Raw genomic sequence first — 20,392 nt, forward strand, 5'->3', positions numbered from 1 at the left:
TGGCAAAAGTATGGATAATTTATAAGTGCGGGCGCTTTGCCTGGTATATAGTAAATAAATAACCATATAAAGGCAACACCCCCTATATTACAAATCAATATTTTACTAAAACAGATTATCCTCCAATTGCAATTTTGACCTATTTGTTTGTGTCAGCAGGTAAATAGCGTTATTTTTGGTAACACAACAAGCCTCGCATAAGAAAAATGAAAACCAGCAGCACAACTTCTGAACCCACTTATAAAGCTGCCCGGGTTGTAGCACCCTCCATTGAAAGACATTTTAAACATTTTCACTCTTTGGTTAATGCTGAAGCTGATGCCGATGTTGCTGCCCCCACCCCAGACATCAGTATCATTGAAAATATAATCGATATAGCCTTTTGGGCGAGTTTGCGCCGGGAAGAAGGATATTCACCAAAGTTTACTTTGGCATTCCTGCCGCCCGAAAGTGCCGGGCAACCCCTGTTATTTGGTCATAAAATACCGCTTGCACCTAATATTCTCACCAAGTTTGCCTCTGCCGTTCAACAACCAGGCATACATTTAGGTGTTTGGATTGAGGATGGCGAGCTTTATGTTTGGGGTACTACATTGGCTATACCTGCTTATTGCTTTGTACTGGAAGTGATAGAACCGGGCTTACTGGTGATCAAACACCGCAGGGTTGACGGCTTCGGTAAATTTTTGAACATCGCTATTTTAAAAGGCGACGATATTAAAGTGGTCGACGAACAAGGTTCAACCCTATCCGACTGCCCTACTATACTCACCTCTATGCTCGATTTTACTTTACCATCATCCTGGAACGATCCGGTGAATGTTTTGGTACAATTGGCAGCTTCGATGCAGGCACACCGTCGTGGAGGGATCTTACTGGTAGTTCCTTCCGGCAACGACGATTGGATGGAGTCGATCATTACGCCGATATCATACCCGGTATCTCCGGCCTTCTCTGGTCTCACCGATCTGATGATACACGAAGGGATTGAAAAATACCATACCTCCTGGCAGGAAAAACTACGCCGGGCTGTAGATACGATCGGTGGACTAACATCTATAGATGGCGCAACGGTGATTAACGACAAGCATGAATTACTGGCCTTTGGCGCCAAGATCGGCCGGTCGTCCAAAAGCGTCCGTATTGAAGAAATTATCGTTACCGAACCTGTAGTTGGCTGTTCTACTCAAATAATACACCCGGCACAAAATGGTGGTACAAGGCATTTATCGGCGGCTCAATTTGTATTTGACCAAAAAGATGCCATAGCACTGGTAGCCTCACAGGATGGTCGATTTACAGTTTTTGCATGGTCTCCTGTTGTTGATATGGTACATGCGCATCAGATAGATATTTTGTTACTGTAAAGCTTAAAAGCAGCCGTTATACTAAATATTTTTATTTCTGAGTGTCCAAGCCGCTTCGTCCGTTTTAAATTGATGTTCAAATGCTTTGATCATCTTTATATACTCTGTTTTTTGAAATTGGTATGATAATTCCCTATAAAACCATTTTACCTCAGAGCCAACACTTTCAGGTTGCCAGTCTTTAGTAATATCCAGACCTAATCTATGCCATATTACTACATCATCCAAACATTCAATTTCTGCAACAATCAAAGTGCATGAAAAATCACGATCATCCGGGCACATTAAAATTGGACAAATAACTTTAGCATTGAAATCAGGAAGGATACGATTCCATACAAGATCACTTTCTATCTTAGATTCCATTGCAAAAAGTAAGGTTGGTATTGTTCCTTTATACATTTCGCCAGGATAAGATTCCTCCAGTTTTTCGTCCAACCACTCTCCATCAATCTTTATGTTCAGGAAGTCATCGTAAATTTCATAATCGCTTTTATCAAATTCCGCCTGTATTATGTTCATGAGAAAAATTATTAGGTGATCCCGTTAAAACCTGAACCCTATCGATATATAAGGCAAAGCTCCTTCTTTAGAAAAGCCAACCACCCCTTCAATCAATACCAATTGAGCCGGGATTAGGTAGATTCCCCCGCCGTAGCCATCATGCCATTGATCGGAAGATTCACCCGGTTGCCATACCCGACCCACATCATTAAAGCCGATAATACCCAATGAGCCAGGTAATAGGTAGGAGCTAAAATCAAGTACTTTCAGGCGCAGTTCCAGATTATTGTAGGCGATAGTTTTACCGGTGAACCTGTTGGTATGAAAACCACGGAAATTTTGTGCTCCGCCCAACTTCATCAATTGAAAATAAGCGGCATCGCCTACTGTGGTACCCAAACCAGTACGGTTGGCTATCACCAAAACAGAATCCCTGTCGGGGTTTAAATAGAAACTAAACTCAGACAAAATTTGCCCGTAGGTATTATGGCTTCCCGAGCCACCGCCAGAAAACCCGCTAATCGTTGTATTCCATAAAATTCCTTGCGTAGGTATAATCAACTTATTACGGGTATCCAGTTTGGCATTAGCGGTTATCCCTCCATAAACCTTGGTACCGAATACTTTTTCATTGGGATACGCCTGATTATAGTCATTCAAAAAGCGTTTACTGTTGTTTGATGCCTGGCTGTTATAAAACTGCCCGGCTACACCTGCGCTTAAACGCCAGTTACCATAGGTATGGTGCAATGAAACATCACCGGTTACGTAATCATACCGGTTACGGTAATAAGAGATCTTATGGTCATCTTTATTTTCAAAAACGGTGTTATTACCTATTCCAAAGAAGTTGCTGAGGTTATTAGGCCCTCTCGACAGTATATTAATACCAAAATCATTATTTCCTATAAGTTTCTTCCACTCGGCCACGTAGGTAAATAATAACGACTTCCGTTCCAACGAGTAATTGGTTAAAAACTCCTCCCTAAACGAATAAGGCTCCTTTCGAAAACCATGCTTTTCATAAGAAAAACCACCGATAAGCAGCACACCAATGTCATTACTGTAATTGGCTAAAATAATAGGCTCAAAACGATCAAATTTGTAACTGGTTTTATCATAACTGTTTACAGTGGTATCTGTTGACGTTTTATTTTTTGCCTGCGATGCCGGTGGTAGTTTGTTTTGCTGGTCGGAACGGTCATAGATGTACAAATTCCGTTTATTATGTAAACTATCGTTCACAGTAAAACTATCCATACCATCCCCGCCAACCATCCGTACTTTAATTGGCGAAGGCTGGTTACCTGTAACCGAAAACACATCATCACCAGCAAAACCATAAAGCCTGACTTCCTTGGTTACAGCAGGTGTAAATATACGGTGATAGGTTACCTTGTCGATACTGCCATCCTTTTTGATCTTGTTAACCGTTACCGTTAAATCGCCATTTAGTTCATTATGAACAGTGAATTGATCTGTTTTATCACTCGCCGGGATCTCCACCTCGCGCGATATAAAACGATAGTATTCCAATGCCTGTTTGGCCAATCCATTTCTCCTGGCTATCATCTTATCGGCTATCTCTTTACCCGAAAGCTGATAAATGGCATCAGGCATTAATTTCATAACCTTGTTGATCAGTTCATCTGTCAATTTGGATTGCACATAGCTAATCTGTTCTTTCCAATCGTCTTCGCTCAACTGATTTAAAAAGTAACGATCAAAATAGCGGGCGTTAAAATTCCAGCCATTGATATCCCTGATCTCGTCGCTATAACCTTGAAACTTTGATTTCAACCATTGATGGGCCACTATCCAGGGTAACACACCCGACGTTTTATAATACACCTGGTCGCGATCGCGAGGTACAGGCTCGTAAATGGTTTCGTGCTTGCCATCTATCTTTTCCCAGCGCCATTGATCCTCGTGTCTGTCCCAGTCGCCCAGGAGCATATCCAGCAGGCGTGCCCTTAAAATGGTCTTTTCATTAACCCGGTTGTCGTTATCCTCCTGCAGCTTTCGTTGTACTTTCGCGGTATTATCCGTTTTTTCGGCATCAAGGGGCTCCCGCTCCTCAAATAAAAAAACCTGATTGGCAAAATCTTTCCGGTAATCGCCCAATGCAGGATCATCGGGCACATAAACAATTTTGGGATTAGAATGCGGCACACCCAATGCCTGGGCCAGCGGCGGAACCGTAAGCGCCGAAAACGGATGTGCTGCCGACACCTGATCCTGCAATATATCTTTGGCTACAGTTGGTCTGAGATCGACCGGCAAACCCTTTTCCGGGTATTTTTGAATAGTACGCAACACCCATTGCTGCCCTGTTGAATCTTGCAGTCGCAATGATTTGGTTTGTTGTCCCCCGCCCTTTTGCAGAATTTTCAAGCCTCCTTTTTCTGTGGAGATATGAAATATGGGCAACTTAACCGGTGCAGCCCAAAGCTTCCGATAACTCTCGCCAAGAAAAAACCGGTGAGTTTTGCTTACACTATTATAAGTGGGCTCAATAGCCAATTTTATACTATCGCCTGTAACCTGTGCCTTTAAGCGCTGTGGGCTCAACAGAAAAATCCCCGTTAAAGAAAGGAATAATACTTTAAGCACATTTTTAGCAGGCCGCATGATCTGGTTTTTGTTAGCAATGGTAGCACCACTGCATATTACAAAATAGTTTTATTTTTCTAAAACTATTTCGTAATTAACACCTACTCTAAGCGCTTTTAAACCGGTAACACCCTGCAATTCTTCCAGTTCAAGCTGTTCCAGGTCATCCAGCAATATGTCCTCTTCCTGCAGGTATTTAATATATTCCAGATATTCGGCAGCTTCTGCCTGGTTAAAATAAACCATGGCAATTTTACCCGGTTGGGTCAACCGCTCAATTGTTCCGGCTATTAAAACCTTATCGATGCGTTTTTTGACCACCTCGTACCTGATATTATAGGCTCCTTCCACATCAAAACGTCTTTCATCGTTCCTGAAACTGATATCAATAGGATTTGAGTGTATAAATATCAGTTGTGTGGTTTGCAATGGCCTTGAAAGCTGCTCGGTTAATCCATGGGTAAGCCTGGCAATTTCGGCCATTGATTTAAGCTGCCATAAACGGATGTTTTTTAAATACAATACATCAAACATCTTTTCGGGAGCTATGGATTGCCCTATATAAATATCATATTCTACCCCATCGGTGCGAAATTTTTCAAAATAGCAAGGATATGACCCCTGTACTTCTTCCTGCGCCTGCTCCAGATAGTGATTGATAGAAGTATTAACAAGCTGCATAGACGCTTCCAGGTTGCGCCTGTGGGCATAAGAAAGGCCTTCTTCTTCGCCAAGTGAATCAAAATAACGATCTATTACCTCTTTTTCGTTGGGATAATTCTTCCGGAAATGATCAAGAAAGGGATTTACCTCATCATGCAAAAAACCATCAAGCATCAATTCGTCATTGGTGGTTATAAAGCCGTTCACCTTCTCCAGCCACTCTTCGCATTTATAAATCAGCCTGTCGGTTAATGTAAGGTGGATGTGCTTTTTTAATATGGTCAACGTTTCCATAATAGTGGTGAGCAGCGACTTTAGGTCTTCCTGCAAAGCACTATTACGCTCGATGGTGGAGTTACGGATATCAACTGCGCCGAACAAGGGGTATACATTATCAAAAACCACAGTCTCTATTTCCTGGTTTTTCTTTTTCCTGTTGCTTTTCCGCAAATAGTTCCAGGCCACCTCGTTAAACTTCCATTGAACGGATGGCTGCAACGAGGTAAATTTATCTTTGATGATGGTCTCTATGCGGGAGGTAAACTGGTCTATACTGTTTTGCAGTAACTGAGCTACTAACGGGATAGCAGCCTGTAACTTCGATAACAATTTTTCATAAAACACTATCTCCTGGTAAGAATAAACTTCCATGATACCGGCCATTTTTTTATTATAATAAACCGGGAAAATACCGTACGACTTAATACCTGCCTGCTTTAAAATATTAAGAAAGGGATGTTTTGAAACCTTTTCGTCGGTCAGCGACCGAAAGAATACAGGCTTGGGGTTTTGCTTATAATCGTCGGTAATGGCATAAAATGTTTCCTCGGCCAGGCTAAATTCCTTTGCGGATGAAATGAGCACACTTTGCGAACATTCGTTGGTATCGAATATTAATTTATTATTGACTGTTAAAAAGGGTAATAAGCCAAACTCAATAGCCGGGTTTTCGGAAAGCGTTTTAAGCGATTCGATGATCAGATCGTACTGGTCGGCTTCGTTATTGGAATGGTTTACGAGCTCATTACGGATGCTTTCTATGGCGTGGGGCAAGGTTACATCGGTAAGAGTTATTACCGTAAACCCTTCAAACTTAAAATTAGAGAGTGGTAGTATATCTTCTAAAACATCTATCCCTTCGTAATCATTAATATAGGGCTCAATGGCATCAAAATTGATCTCCGGTAAGTCGCCAGTCAATTTTATGTTAACAAACTGTGTGTTGGTCTGGATGTTGTAAAAGCGTGAAAGTCCGGTTTCAGGATCGGCATTGGTAAAAAGCATTTCGTTTTTTGACACCGCTGTAAAACCGTATAAGCGCTCCAGTATCAAATTGTATATAAACCGTTTCTGACGCTGACTAAATAGTTCGCCCTTACTAATATTCACTGCATGCAAGCCGGAATGATTACTGGAATGGAAATCGAAAAAAGCGTCGGTACTAAAGAATATTTTTTCGGGCACGGGTGTACTCAAAGCCCAAAAAAACTCTTTTTCGTTTAAAATAGGTGGTGTAAGTATGCTATAGATCAGCTCGAGCATTTCCCGGTACTTTTCAGCATCTTCTGGGTGCAAATCCAGATCAATACAAGTATCCTGTTCAAATTTATTTAATACATACCTGTAAAACTCGCTTTTAAGTGTTTTTTCGGTTTGTATGCGCTCCTTCAAATGCTCCACGAACGGATTAAATGACAGGCAAGTATTCACCTGACATAAAAAACAATCATCCTTATTTATATTTAAAATTTCTGTGTGCATTTTTATTTAATTATCCATGTTAAAAAACTAAAACTATTGAAAGATGTGGTAATATCTACCTTCAGTTTAGTCGGATATTCTTTTTGTTGCCGTTGCTTATTGCATCGCCCATAAATACATTTGCCTTGTCAAAGTTATAACTAACAATGGCTTTTGTAAGTAACAGATTTGTAATTAATCAATCTGTATTAACCTTACTATCAAAATCATAGTATTAGTTTAGTCATATTTTTGAGCGTTTTTATACCACCTGAGCAACTTTTGGTTAGATTAATTCATTACCTCTTTTATCATCAAATTACTTTATATAACTAAACTTTAATACGTTCCCGGCAGTAACAAGATCGCCTTCGTTTGAGATATAAAGATTATTATGATCGTCAAACGCGATCCCTTCAGGTTGATTAAATAACTTTGGGTTCAGGGTATAAACATTCTTGACATTCCAGGAAGCATCAGTAACAGCCAGCACCTTATTAACAGATGAAAGAACATACCACTCGTTGGTAATTAAGTTTTGGGCCAAAGCCGATGGGCGAAATGCGCCTTTCTTTTTGCCGGTTAATTGTTGTTCTATCGTTTTAACATCGATACTAAAACCACCTGCAGGTTTAACGGTGCCATCGCTTTGCAATTGTAAAATATAGCCACTACTAATCTTACGCTTATCGTTATCACAATTTTTGCATAATATATACAAGCGATTTGTTTTTTCATCGGCATACATGCCTTCATACTCCCCAGCGGGTACTACATCTTTTATCTTTTTCACACCTGGGATCTCTTTATTCCTTACCTGATTAAACGGGAAAGTAAACAATGTGCCATCGCTCCGTAATATGATCATATAATTATTGTCAATAGCAATATCTTCATAATCACCCGATTTGGCGAAACGGCTTTCACTCACCTTTTTATCACCTAATTTTAAATAATATACATTGCCATTTTCATCTTCCTCTGCATATAACGAATCGCTTTTACCATGCCTGAAAGCAATGCCCGATATCTCCGTTAAATTAATGTGCATATTATATTTTACCGGTTTATTCAGATTATAACCCTTAGGGTTTGCTATCACTTCTGGCTTACTGGTGCAGGATATACCCAGGAGTACTGCCGCGCTAACCAACACCATCATGGTGAAAGCAGTAACTTTCCTATTTATTTTGTTGTTTTTAAACTTTCTCATCAATTTTGTGCTGTAAAAGTTCATATATGCCCCGCTGCGAATGCACCAAAGGTTCATGCTTTTCGATACTTATGTTCTGCAACTCTTCATTGAGCATTACCGCCTGCACATTATCATTTAATTGCAGATCGATGATCTGCATGATCTCGGCCTTGATATCTTGATCATAAACAGGGAAACACACCTCGATGCGCCGGTAAATATTACGGTTCATCCAATCTGCCGAACCCAGGAAAACCTCCGGTTCATTGTTATTGTGAAAAATAAATATCCTTCCATGTTCCAGGTAACGATCAACAATACGGCGTACGGTAATGTTCTCGCTCATCCCTTTAACTCCAGGGATAATACAGCAAATACTGCGTACAATAAGCGATATCTTTACCCCGGCCTGTGAGGCTTCGTATAATTTGGAGATCAATATACGCTCTTCCAGGTTATTTAGCTTGATCGTGATAGCTCCCTCCAAACCTTTTTTAACATGGTTAATTTCCCGGTCAATCAGTTCTATAAACCGCTGTTGTAAATTAAACTGGGCCACCAGCAGATGTTTAAAATTGACAGGATAACCATCCGATGTTTTTGCTTTTTTACCAAGGAATATGAAAAGCAGCTCCATTTCACGAAGCAGGGCCGGGTTGGCCGTCATTAAAATATGATCGGTGTAAAAAGCCGCGGTGCTTTCGTTAAAGTTACCTGTGGCCAGCAAGCCGGCATATTTGATCCGGCCGTTCACCAATCTTTTGACTAAAGCAATTTTGGCATGCACCTTTAAGGCCTTATCGCTATAAATGATCTCGACACCGGCAGCCTTCATTTTTTTGGCCCATTTAATATTGTTAGCCTCATCAAACCGGGCTTTAAGTTCTACCATTACCCTCACCTTTTTACCATTGCAAGCCGCGCTGATGAGGGCATTTACAATGCGTGAATCGCTGGCTACCCGGTATAAGGTAACTGATATTTCCTCTACATCCTTATCAATAGCTGCTTCATTAAAAAAGCGTAGTATACTATTATACGATTGATAAGGCGCATGAAAAATATGGTCATGGTCTGCAATATGATCAAATAATGATTGCTGATCGATTAAACCTGTATTGACTATTGGTGACCAACGGGCATAACGTAAAGCGGGCAAATTAACAGGCAGCCCCATCAGATCTTTTAAATTATGATATGCGCCCCCTTCTACCACACTTGAACCCTGCAGGCCTAATTTTTCGGTTATGGAATGCAGGGTACGCAACGGAATACCCGGTTGATGCAGAAAGCGGGTAGCCATACCCATATCCCTTTTTAGCAATTGCTTTTCGATCTGTTCAGACAAGTCGCCATGATACTCGTCTTTCAAGTCGAGCTCGGCATCACGGGTTATTTTAAAGCTATAACACCCACTGACGGTTTCGCTGGTAAATAACCTGTCCAGATTAAACCTGATGATATCATCCAGAAATATAATATACTGTTGATCATCTGCTGATACGCTGTAAAAACGGGGTAATTGATTGGAGGGTATATTAAGTAGTATTGTTTTTTCCTTTTCTCCCTTTACATCAAGGGTGATTAAAAAATACAGGCGGTTGTTTTCTGGAAAGAACTTTTTCCCGGTTTCGGATAGGTCAACCGGCTGCAGAAAAGCCATCACCTGGCTAAAAAAGTAATCAGTTACCTTATCCCGCACCAACTCTAGAAGCGGCTCATTAAACAACAGATTTACCTTATTTTGTTTTAACAAGGGTATTAACCTGCCGGTGAACACTTGCCCAAACTTTTGTTGCTGTCGTTCAATCAGTTGCTGGGCTTCCAGCAAAACATCTTCCTTTTCGTGTGCAGCGCCTTTAGCCAGCTTATTTACAGCCAGTATAACTGGCATCCTTACCCGGTAAAACTCATCCAGATTTGAAGAAAATATCGAAAGAAAATTCACCCTTTCCATTACAGGTAGATCTTCCTTTTCGGCCTCCAGCAAAATACGCTCGTTAAATAGCAGCCAACTCAGGTCCCTGTCAAAAAATGAGTAATGATCCATAAAAGCAGATGTTTTGTTTAGCAGATTATATCAGTGATGAGATCAGGAAGGCCAATACCGAAATAATAAGACCGAACATGAATATATTATAAGAAACCCGCAATAACCTGTACTTTTTGCCCAGCACAACGCCCTGCGAATAATTATCACGGATAAGACTGCCGTATAAAAAATCTTTATCATCCATCATTTTCACCATGCCATCGCTATAATCATTCAATGACATACGATAAAAGTTACCAAAGAAAAGCAGGTTGACCGTCTTTTTCTCAATATCTTCGGGCGAAAAGGTACCGGGGGGGATTGATGGCCGTGTAGACAAGATGGAGAATATCATGGTGGTTAAACTTACCGTAAGCAGCATAAACGTAGGGATAAGCAAGTTGGAATGCTCATCAAGCTTCCGCAATACTAAACTGATGATGGCCGATAAAATGATGGAATTTACGGTAATCATGATATGGGCCTTATTGTCGGCCATATCGCTCAAACGCTGATGATTTGCCGAGCTGATACGAAACATGGTTTCGATACCCCTTTCCGGTTTATCACTTTTGTGTTTTTTTTCATGATGCTCCTCTTCTTTAGCAACAGCAGCTTCCACATGATCTATTTCAGTTATTACACCTTCAGTTTTTTCCTTTTTTTCGGCTTTTTCTTCCACATCCGTTTGTTTTTCCTTTAATTTCTCCAGGTTCTTTTGTTTCTGGTCATTAAGCAGCAGCTGGCAATAATCGGTAAAGTAATGATGCGATTCTAACAGCTCAATATTGCCGGCCCGCCAGGTATCTTTATTAATTTCCATGTGCCTGCAGGCTTCCAATTCCTTACGCATAAGCTTGCTTTTTTCCCTAAAATCATCTGTCCCCAGGTGAAACAGATCGGCATCGCACAAAATTTCTTCCAGCAAGTTGGTTGGTTTCTGGGGCATTTCAGTAGCCATAATACAGGCACTTACCTTGTCAATCACCGCGTTATCTACCTTTTTTTGCTTTAAAAAATGGGTCGCGTTCTCGGTGCTTTTTACCTCGTGATTGCTTTTGTCAACAAAGTAGCCGGTGTCATGAAACCATGCTGCTGAAAGCACTATAAAAAAGTCCTCGTCAGACAGTTGATAATGATTGGCGATCTGCGTTGCTGCGGCAACAACGTCTTTGGTATGTTTAAGATTATGGTATGCAAGTTCGGGATCATGATGCGCATCAAAATATGATATGACATCATGTTTTACCTCTTCTAACAAGTGTTGAAATGTCATGATAGCTTTTTATGGTTAAAGTACTCAAATTTATTTTAAAAATTAATATTTCCGGCAGGCCGTTAAATGTTCGTTGAATATTATTTAATATAGGCGTTTGAAAACTTTTTAAACCTCAAATTTTAACACTTTCCGGCTCAAAATCGTGGCAAAAACAGTTCGAAATCGTTCGAAAAACATTCATTTTAACACTTTTTAACAAATTTTAACGCAGTTTTGATCTGTTTTAAAAGGTTTAAAAAGTATTGGGTAATTGATAATCAAATAACTACACACCTAATAATCTGTTTTTGATTTATTTTACCTCTTAACAGAACGGCCTTGTTTTCTTTTTATCAGAAAACAAGGCCGTTGTACATACAAATATACTAAAATAAATAGCCATTTAAGCCCTTGGTTATAATGAAAACAGAAAAGCCATCCCATAATTGAGATGGCTTTTTGATATAGCTGAAATTTATATTATTGTCCACCACCCAAAATTGGTGCAAACTTTTTCATATAATCATTCAATTGTGCCTGTACCTTTTTATTGATATCGGCTTGTTTATTTTCTTTAGTAAAATCGGCTATGCCGTTTAGTATTTGCAAACTGATCTGTACATCGCGCATGTTTACGCTGCTGGAATTATCTGATAGCAGGTGATAGTTGTAATCCAACTGATCGGTAACGTAATCATCAATGCTGCTGGTAAGTCTTTTACCCAAAACCACATCATTAAGCTGAAATGCCAGCTGAGCCAGGAATAATTTGCGACCGGCAACATCAATGTATGGTGTAATGTCGGGCATTTCCTGGTCGTATTTATGCAGTGCTTTTAAAGCCAGATCGTTGTGACCTTCCTGCATCAGGTTTTGGATCAGATCAATAAACGTAGAGGCCATTACCGGGTAAAACATCGATGTTGATTCATGATCTAAATAACGGGCATTTTTAAAGTTGCCGAATTTAAACTTATTCATAATGTTATTATACATCACCATGGTATTGGTTTTGCCCAGCTGATCATGTTTGGTAGTATCCTTTTCAAAAGGGATCAGGTGGTAAGTAAAGCCCTCTTTATATAAATACGGCTGTAAACCTATCAGGTTATCGTTACCGATAGTAGTAGTAAAGCAGATCGGTCTTTTCCAGTGGTTATGCGCTAAAATATCCAGCATGGCAAGGTTGTCTTTGGTCACATAGTTTGAAGTGAATTTCCACTCCATTGATTTGGTGATCTTGGCTTTCTGATCGGCAGCAACTACCCCATTTTTAATTACTTCATCCGGATCAATGGTAATTTTAAAGTTTTTGGTTGGCAGATAGTTGCCCCAGTCGCCGCTTTGATATTGTACCTGGGCAGCTTTATCATCCGAAGAAATAAAGTCAAATACTTCCTTTACTTCTACCGGTCCGGCTATTTTCTGGTCGTTGTAGTAAATAATGTCCCTTACCCCCTCCTTATATTTATCATAAGGCATGGTGATAGGTAATGGTTCCGACTGGTTCATTTTTCCCTGCATCTGGCGGATGTACCAGTCGCCGGTAAACAGGCTCAGGTTAACAATACGCACATCCGGGCGGATGCCTTCCACTTCCTGATCATACCATAACGAGTAGGTATCATTATCGCCATAGGTAAACAATATGGCATTTGGTGGGCACGATATCAGGTAGTTATAAGCCATATCATGTGCGGTCCACTTGGTTGAACGGTCGTGATCTTTCCACTCCTTGCTGGCCAGCAGCACCGGAGCTAATAATAAACAGATCACGGTTGATCCGATAGCGGCGGTATTGGCATTGATGTATTTCCGTGCAAATTCGGCAATGGCAATAACACCCAAACCTATCCAGATAGCGAAGGCATAAAAAGAGCCCACGTATGAATAATCGCGCTCACGTGGCTGTATAGATGGCTGATTAACGTACAGCACAATGGCGAGTCCTGTAAAGAAGAATAACAACAATACAATAAGCGCATCTTTCTTTTTACGGTTAAGGTGATAAAACGCACCAATTAAGCCAATAATAAGCGGAAGCGCGTATAACGGTGTATAAGTTGTCCCGTGTAGCAATGATTTGGGTAGATTCTTATCGAAAAGGCCTGTAGTCCAGTTTCCATCGATACCACCAGTGCTCGTTTGCCCATCGGCATCATTGGTACGGCCCACAAAGTTCCACATAAAATAGCGCCAGTACATCTGGTACATTTGCCAGCTAAACATAAATTTCAGGTTATCGCCAAAGCCAGGCGCCTGGCCATCCGGAATGCGTAGCCACTCTTTATAAAACTGAACATCGTTGGGTTCGGTACTGTACATACGCGGGAACGGCGTTGTATGGCTGTACTCCGTCTCAATCTTTTTACCGGCATTCTCATACCTTGTTTTTCCTTTACGGTAAATAATGCTGCCTTCTTTCTGATCGGTAACGGTAGCATCATAATATGGACCACTTAATAAAGGAGTTTCGCCATATTGAATACGGTTTAAGTAACCGTAAAGCGTAAAAGCATTATCGGGATGAGAGTTATTCAGATCGGGGTTTGCAGTGGCCCTGATGGGGATATAGGCAAAAGCCGCATAGCCAAAATATATGAAGGCTACGCATAATAAAGCCAGATTAAGCGTTGGCTTTTTAGCACGGATACTATATATGATACCACCAACAAGCACCACAACAATTAATAAGATAAAGAAAAACGCGCCGCTGCCAAAACCAAGGCCCAATGAGTTTACAAAGAAAAGATCAAAATAGGCGGCAAATTTGATGGTATATCCCCTGATACCATACTGGACCAGCCCCAGGATAACAACACCGGCCAAAAATGCCAGGATGCCGTTTTTAACCGTAATCTTTTTACTTCTGCGGAAGAAGTATACCATAGCGATAGCGGGGATGGTTAACAAGTTAAGCAGGTGGATACCAATAGATAAACCTATAACATAGGCTATAAAAACCAGCCATTTATCGGCACCTTTTTCATCGGCATGTGCATCCCATTTTAATATGGCCCAAAATACAATAGCGGTACACAGGGATGATAATGCAAATACAATAGTTTCAACCGCCGAAAACCAAAAGGTATCGGTATAGGTAAAGGCCAATGCGCCAACCAGCCCCGCTCCCATGATCAGGATGAGGTTTGATTGTTCTACAACGTCATCGCGCTTATTTAAAAGCATTTTTTTGGCCAAGGCGGTTATCGTCCAAAACAGGAACATAATAGTTGCCCCGCTGGCCACTGCCGAACCTAAATTGGTAAAATAAGGCACTTTAGTATTATCGCCGAATGATAATAGCGAAAACAATTTGCCCAACATGGCAAAAACAGGATACCCGGGTTGGTGGGCCACCTGTAAACGGTAGGCACATGAAATAAATTCGCCGCAATCCCAAAAACTTACCGAGGGCTCCAATGTTAAAATGTAGGTAACAGAAGCTATAACAAAGCAAAGCCAGCCTAAAAGATTATTAATTTTTTTGTATTGCATTTATATATGGGTTCATTAGTTCACAGTTCATTGGTTTATTGGTTCATCTGTTCAATGTTCATTAGCAGGCTGCATATGAATAAGCATGCAGAGTTATTCGTTCAAAAACCAATGAATAATTGAACCAATAAACTAATGAACCAATAAGCGCGCAAATATCAGGATTTTTATAGCTTATTAAAAAAAAACAGTATCGTGCCACCAAATTTAACATAAATTAACTTTTACAGTCATTAATCTGTTATTTTGTAAAACAAATAAGGGTATTATTTCCTTAGGCAAATAAGCTTATCAAATTTTCATGTTAATATAAATAATGCTTACTTTGTTGTGATGCAAAAACTCTACTTCTTTCAGTATATAAAACTATTTTTATTAGCGGGCATCCTCCTGCTTTCCACTCAGATAAGTAACGCGCAATCTGTTTATTTACCACAGTCTTATCTGCTTTACCAAAAATTCAACGGCGATATATATAGTATAAAAACCTCATTTCATACATCCTTACGCCCTTTTCTGATCGATAGTGTGATCAATGGCACGTATGATTCTGTGATGAATATAGGCGTAAGTGATCAGCGTAAAACATGGCTTAGCCGCAAGTTGTTTAACGAGCATTTGTTTGACATACAAACAAAAGATTATACTTTTTACGGAGACGTTATTGCAGATTTATCGGTTGGGAGAGACTTTTCGGGCAAACGATCAACCTATTTGAATGCCCGGGGCTTTCAATTTGGAGGTACTGTAGGTACCAAATTCTCCTTTTACACGAGCGGTTTTGAAGATCAGGCCAAATTTCCGGATTATTATAACGACGTAGTAAACGCCAATGCTTTTATACCCGGCCAGGCTTATGCACGCCATTACAATGGCCAAAAGCAAGATTCTCAGGATTGGTCGTACGTTACCGCTATAGCATCTTACACCCCCATAAAACAACTGAACATTACGTTAGGTCAGGATAAAATGTTTGTAGGCGATGGGTACAGGTCATTGCTGCTTTCGGACTATGCGGCCAATATGCCTTTGTTAAGGGTTACCGCCAACCTGGGAAAGGTGCAATATATGATGGCCTGGGCATACCTGGAAGATCTTAAAGCACTCAAATTTGACCAGCTGGGAAGCAACAGACGCAAATGGGCTTTGTTTCATTATGTAGATTGGAACGTAAGTAACCGCGTATCATTGGGTTTCTTCAACGCCCTGATTACGCCGGAGGCTGATGACCAGGGAAACAGAAGGGGTTTTGATGTGAATTTTATCAATCCCCTGGTATTTTCCAGTGGCTTGGGATCATCCGGCTCGCCGAAGGATAATGTGTTTATGGGCTTTACAGGAAAGTACAAAGTATTTGACAAAACAGCCATTTATGGCCAGTTACTGCTCGACAGGTTTAAATTCAACAACTTCTTTTCGGGTAATAACCTTGATAATACCAATGGCGTACAACTGGGTATACGCGGAGCCGACATATTTAAGGTTAACCGTTTAAATTATCTTTTTGAGTTTAATACCGTAAAACCAAATACTTACACTAATACCAACACGCTTAATAATTATACCTTTTTTGGCGATCCGCTTGCTCACCCTTTCGGTGCCAATTTCAGGGAGTTTTTAGGGATCATCAATTACTCTATCGGCCGGTTTGATTTTCAGGGCCAGCTGGATTATGGAAAATATGGACTTGATGCTAACGAAACAGACAATAACGGGAAGTTACTCACCAAACCATATCCGGTGAACCCTAACCCAACTCCGGTTATAGGTCAGGGTATCAGCACACAACTTTACTATGGCGAGGGTACTGTATCGTTTTTGGTTAACCCTAAAACAAATCTCCGCATTGAAATCGGTGGCCTTTACCGACAGGAAAAGAATGCATTAAGTAATAACAAAACTACGCTGTTTACACTTGGGTTAAAAAGCGGTTTCCGGAATTTATATCACGATTTTTAGAGAACAAGTATCAAGTAGTTAGTATCAAGTATCACGACAAAATATCAGTAAGTCGAAAATCCTGATACTTGATACTAACTACTTGATACTGACTAAAACCTACAATTTCAGCGCGCTGATGATCTGTCGTACCAGTTCGGCTTCGGCAAATGGTTTGGTCACAAAACCCGAAAATCCTTTTTCCGAAATTTTTCCGGCATCCGATGGTTTCGAAGTACCACTTATAGCAATAACCGGCACTTTATTTAGCGGGGCCTTTAAATGCCTGATAGCCTCGATAAGTTCATGACCATCCATGGCAGGCATCTGGATATCGGTTAGTATAACAGTGATGGTTTCTTTAGCCAGGATATCTAATGCAGTTTCCCCGCTATTAGCCTGGTAAAATTTAATGTTCCATTTGCTGGTCATCATTTTCAGAAACATTAAACTCAATTCATTATCATCCACAGCAAGAATACTAATGCCACTTAGTAACGATAAAGGATCATCTATTTTTTGTTTAGCAACAGCAAGGCTGCCGGCTTCATATGGTATATAAAAACTAAATGTGCTCCCTTTACCTGCCGTGCTTTTTACACTGATTTGCCCCTTTTGCAGCTGAACCAACTGCTTACAGATATAAAGCCCTAGCCCTGTGCCGGTTTGACCTTTTGCAGAATTGGTTTGATAATATTTGGAAAAGAGATTGGCTTGCTGTTCGGTATTGATACCGGCGCCTGTATCGGTAATATCAACTACCAGCCGGCTTTCCTTATTGACCGATACCAGGGAAGCTTTTACAGTAACACTTCCCACATTGGTATACTTAATGGCATTACTCAGCAGATTAACCATTACTTGTTTAAGCCTGAAACTATCACCTAAAACCAGGGCGCTCCTATCTCCTTCAAAATGATATTCCAAATTGAGTTTCTTTTTGGTGGCACTAAACTCCATACTTTCTACTACCTCTTTCAATACAAAATCGGCATTAAAGGGATCTCGGTTGATCTTAAACTCACTATTCTCCATTTTGGCGGCATCAAGCGTATCATTCAGCGTCCGTAACAGCATATCAGACGAAAGCCTGATAGAGCCCAGCATATCTGCCTGCCGTGACGACAGGTTAGTTTGGCTGAAGATGTACAGAAAGCCCTTTATGGCGGTAAGCGGGTTGCGTATTTCATGACTCATGTGCTGCAGCAGATCCATTTTTTGCTGGGCAATGGTCACCGACCGTTGATTTTCCTGTCGTAACAAAGTTTCAGATACTCCCAGTTTCAATATAAATACAATGAGCAATGCAGCAAATATCAGTACCAGGAAAAGCGCGGCGAGATAAAAATTGTTTATTAACCGGGTGGTTTCCTGATAGTTTTTAAATGTCATCCCCTTAAACTCATTGGCGATGTTATAATTGATATCCTTTACACCGTTTATAATATTTTCGAGCTCATTACGGATATGAATATTAAGGGTTGTGAGATCCTTTTGTGTAGCCAGCAGTTTGATATTCCGTTCCTGCAGCTGTTTTAATTTTTGATTATAGTTCTTTTTATCCAGATAGGCCACTTTACGGGTAGCCGAATCAACCAATAAGTTTGTTCGGCTATGGTTAACTACAATAATGCTGGAGGATGTATTACTATTCTTATTGACGATAGCATCTTTGATCCGCCCGAAAAGCCCTTTCTTTTTGCCAATAATATCTTTCTTTATGGTATCTGATTTGCCCTCAATACTTTTTTTTCTGGGTCCGGAAGTCGTACTAATAACAACCGGTTCTTTACCTGCAGCTTCATTAAAATCGGCATAAACGGTAAGCAGGGAATCAAAACTGTGTTTAAGCTCATATAACTTACCCGATAGTTCTAATTTTTTAACACGCCAATACAATACCTTCTGATGTTGTTCATCCGTTAAGCCGGGTATATTAGCATGATTCCGAAGCAATGTATCAATCAGGTCAAATGCCTGTGAAAGTTTTATTTTATAAGCTTTACTTTTCGCGTCGTCGGTACTTAATAACGACTCCTGGAAATCATCTTCGGCCTCATGTAATAATAATAATGCCTGTTGCGGTCTTGATTGATCATATTCAACATCGTGTGCTAATTTTGAAAGATCCTGTAATTTGTTGGAGATGGAATTACGTACAAAAAGCGCGATGATGGCCAGGATAATAATCAATGCCAAAAACGCCAGCATGATCTTCCTCGATATTTTTTGAGTATATGTAGATTTCATTAAAAGCAGTAGCTAAGCAACCATGATGCCGGTATTTAATTGGCAAAATTTAAAGGCAATTATAGCATTTATAAAAGCCTGCCAAAGTATATTTCTAACTACTTGTAAGAATAAGTTTAAATTATAAACAATTAGATAAAAATACTAATCGTAAACGAAAATCAGAAGGAGTAAAATGATAGCATACATGGCTGGTATACAATAACCTTTTTAGGTGTTTAACTACTGAGGAGTAGCTGACTAATTATCTTTGTTAGAAACACTCATAAAAGAATGATCTTATGAGATACAACCAGGTCAAAACGGGATTAAGCATATTGACCTGGTTGTGTATTTTTTTATTTTACTTTCTTTCAAGTAATAAACGCCATACGGCAGCGCTTAATATGGCACCTAATATAGGAGCTACAATAAACAACCATAACTGGCCGATAGCCGCCCCGCCTACCAACAATGCCGGGCCAATGCTACGTGCCGGATTTACAGATACTCCTGTAACCATGATGCCAACTATATGAATAAGCACCAGGCTTAAACCTATGGACAGACCCGCGAAACCACCGTGTATATTTTTAGTAGATGTTGAACCAAAAATCACCAGCAGGAAGATAAAGGTGAATACCGTTTCGGCAATAAATCCGGATACTAAATTATAATGACCCGGCGAAAAAGCATCATAACCATTTTGCCCTAAACCATTGGCAGCTACGCTGTACCCATCTTTCCCCGATGCGATGAGTAATAAGATACCCGCGCCGGCAATAGCACCCAGTACCTGGGCAATAATGTAAATAACCGCTTCATTTGCTTTCATACGGCCGGCAACAACCATACCTATAGAAATGGCCGGATTAATATGGCAACCAGATATATGACCAATAGCATAAGCCATGGCCACAACTGATAAACCAAAAGCAAAAGAGATACCCAACAAACCAACACCACTTGTGCCGTTGGCACCGGCAATTACCGCGCTGCCGCAGCCCATCAAAACCAATACGAGTGTACCGAAAAATTCGGCAGAAAATTTTGAAAAAGTACTTGTTTCCATGTGAATTATAAAATTAGGTTAAAGGATCAGGCTATGATAACTAAATTACTACATCGGTTTAATTATTTAATAACCTGTATAATATATAAAGCTACACATTGTTATCACCAATTCGCATCAAATAAAATAAGTTTTCGATTAATATAAAATAATATCGACCGGTAACCGAACTCTGTCTACAGAAGTTTGAAGATTTCTCCTCACCATTATTAATCATATCATCAAGTCACGTTGGCTTAATTGGATATTTTATTCCTCATTGCTCTACCAAGAAGCTATAAGG

At 40.2% G+C, this 20,392-nt stretch carries 11 protein-coding genes; 2 read left to right on the forward strand and 9 right to left on the reverse strand.

What is annotated here, in order from left to right; genetic code table 11:
* Positions 1 to 206 precede the first annotated feature (206 nt).
* Positions 207 to 1,367, forward strand: coding sequence for a putative sensor domain DACNV-containing protein (locus tag ACNURT_RS15840; RefSeq protein ID WP_370997935.1), 1,161 nt, complete (start codon positions 207 to 209; stop codon positions 1,365 to 1,367).
* Between the two features lie 21 nt (positions 1,368 to 1,388).
* On the opposite strand, the gene ACNURT_RS15845 is transcribed toward ACNURT_RS15840, so the two are convergent.
* The 7 genes from ACNURT_RS15845 to ACNURT_RS15875 form a co-directional block, all read right to left on the reverse strand.
* Positions 1,389 to 1,889: a hypothetical protein gene (locus ACNURT_RS15845; protein ID WP_419698516.1), complete on the reverse strand. Its 501-nt coding sequence runs from the start codon at positions 1,887 to 1,889 to the stop codon at positions 1,389 to 1,391.
* A 24-nt stretch (positions 1,890 to 1,913) separates the two neighbouring features.
* A complete protein-coding gene (locus ACNURT_RS15850) occupies positions 1,914 to 4,502 on the reverse strand; it encodes a hypothetical protein (RefSeq protein ID WP_419698517.1) in 2,589 nt (862 codons plus the stop codon).
* 51 nt (positions 4,503 to 4,553) lie between these two features.
* Positions 4,554 to 6,908: a GAF domain-containing protein gene (locus ACNURT_RS15855; protein WP_419698518.1), complete on the reverse strand. Its 2,355-nt coding sequence runs from the start codon at positions 6,906 to 6,908 to the stop codon at positions 4,554 to 4,556.
* Positions 6,909 to 7,206: 298 nt separating this feature from the next.
* Positions 7,207 to 8,100 carry an SdiA-regulated domain-containing protein gene (locus ACNURT_RS15860; protein ID WP_419698519.1) on the reverse strand — a complete coding sequence of 298 codons (894 nt, stop codon included), beginning with the start codon at positions 8,098 to 8,100 and terminating at the stop codon, positions 7,207 to 7,209.
* Entirely contained in the window at positions 8,087 to 10,132 is a 2,046-nt protein-coding gene (gene ppk1 / locus ACNURT_RS15865) for a polyphosphate kinase 1 (protein WP_419698520.1), read from the reverse strand. The genes ACNURT_RS15860 and ppk1 overlap by 14 nt, the downstream gene beginning before the upstream one ends.
* Positions 10,133 to 10,157: 25 nt before the next feature.
* Positions 10,158 to 11,390, reverse strand: a complete 1,233-nt coding sequence (locus tag ACNURT_RS15870; protein ID WP_419698521.1) for a Pycsar system effector family protein — start codon at positions 11,388 to 11,390, stop codon at positions 10,158 to 10,160.
* Positions 11,391 to 11,852: 462 nt separating this feature from the next.
* A complete protein-coding gene (locus tag ACNURT_RS15875; RefSeq protein ID WP_419698522.1) occupies positions 11,853 to 14,870 on the reverse strand; it encodes a DUF2723 domain-containing protein in 3,018 nt (1,005 codons plus the stop codon).
* Between the two features lie 333 nt (positions 14,871 to 15,203).
* On the opposite strand from ACNURT_RS15875, the gene ACNURT_RS15880 reads away from it, so the two are divergent.
* A complete protein-coding gene (locus ACNURT_RS15880) occupies positions 15,204 to 16,829 on the forward strand; it encodes a gliding motility protein RemB (protein WP_419698523.1) in 1,626 nt (541 codons plus the stop codon).
* 99 nt (positions 16,830 to 16,928) lie between these two features.
* Here ACNURT_RS15880 and ACNURT_RS15885 read toward each other — a convergent pair whose 3' ends face one another.
* Complete coding sequence (locus ACNURT_RS15885; RefSeq protein ID WP_419698524.1) at positions 16,929 to 19,058, reverse strand: hybrid sensor histidine kinase/response regulator; 2,130 nt, start codon at positions 19,056 to 19,058, stop codon at positions 16,929 to 16,931.
* Between the two features lie 343 nt (positions 19,059 to 19,401).
* On the reverse strand, positions 19,402 to 20,109 hold the full coding sequence (gene aqpZ, locus ACNURT_RS15890; protein WP_419698525.1) for an aquaporin Z: 708 nt from the start codon (positions 20,107 to 20,109) through the stop codon (positions 19,402 to 19,404).
* Positions 20,110 to 20,392 lie beyond the last annotated feature (283 nt).

Source organism: Mucilaginibacter sp. NFX135, from assembly GCF_048565145.1.
Classification (GTDB): Bacteria; Bacteroidota; Bacteroidia; order Sphingobacteriales; family Sphingobacteriaceae; genus Mucilaginibacter.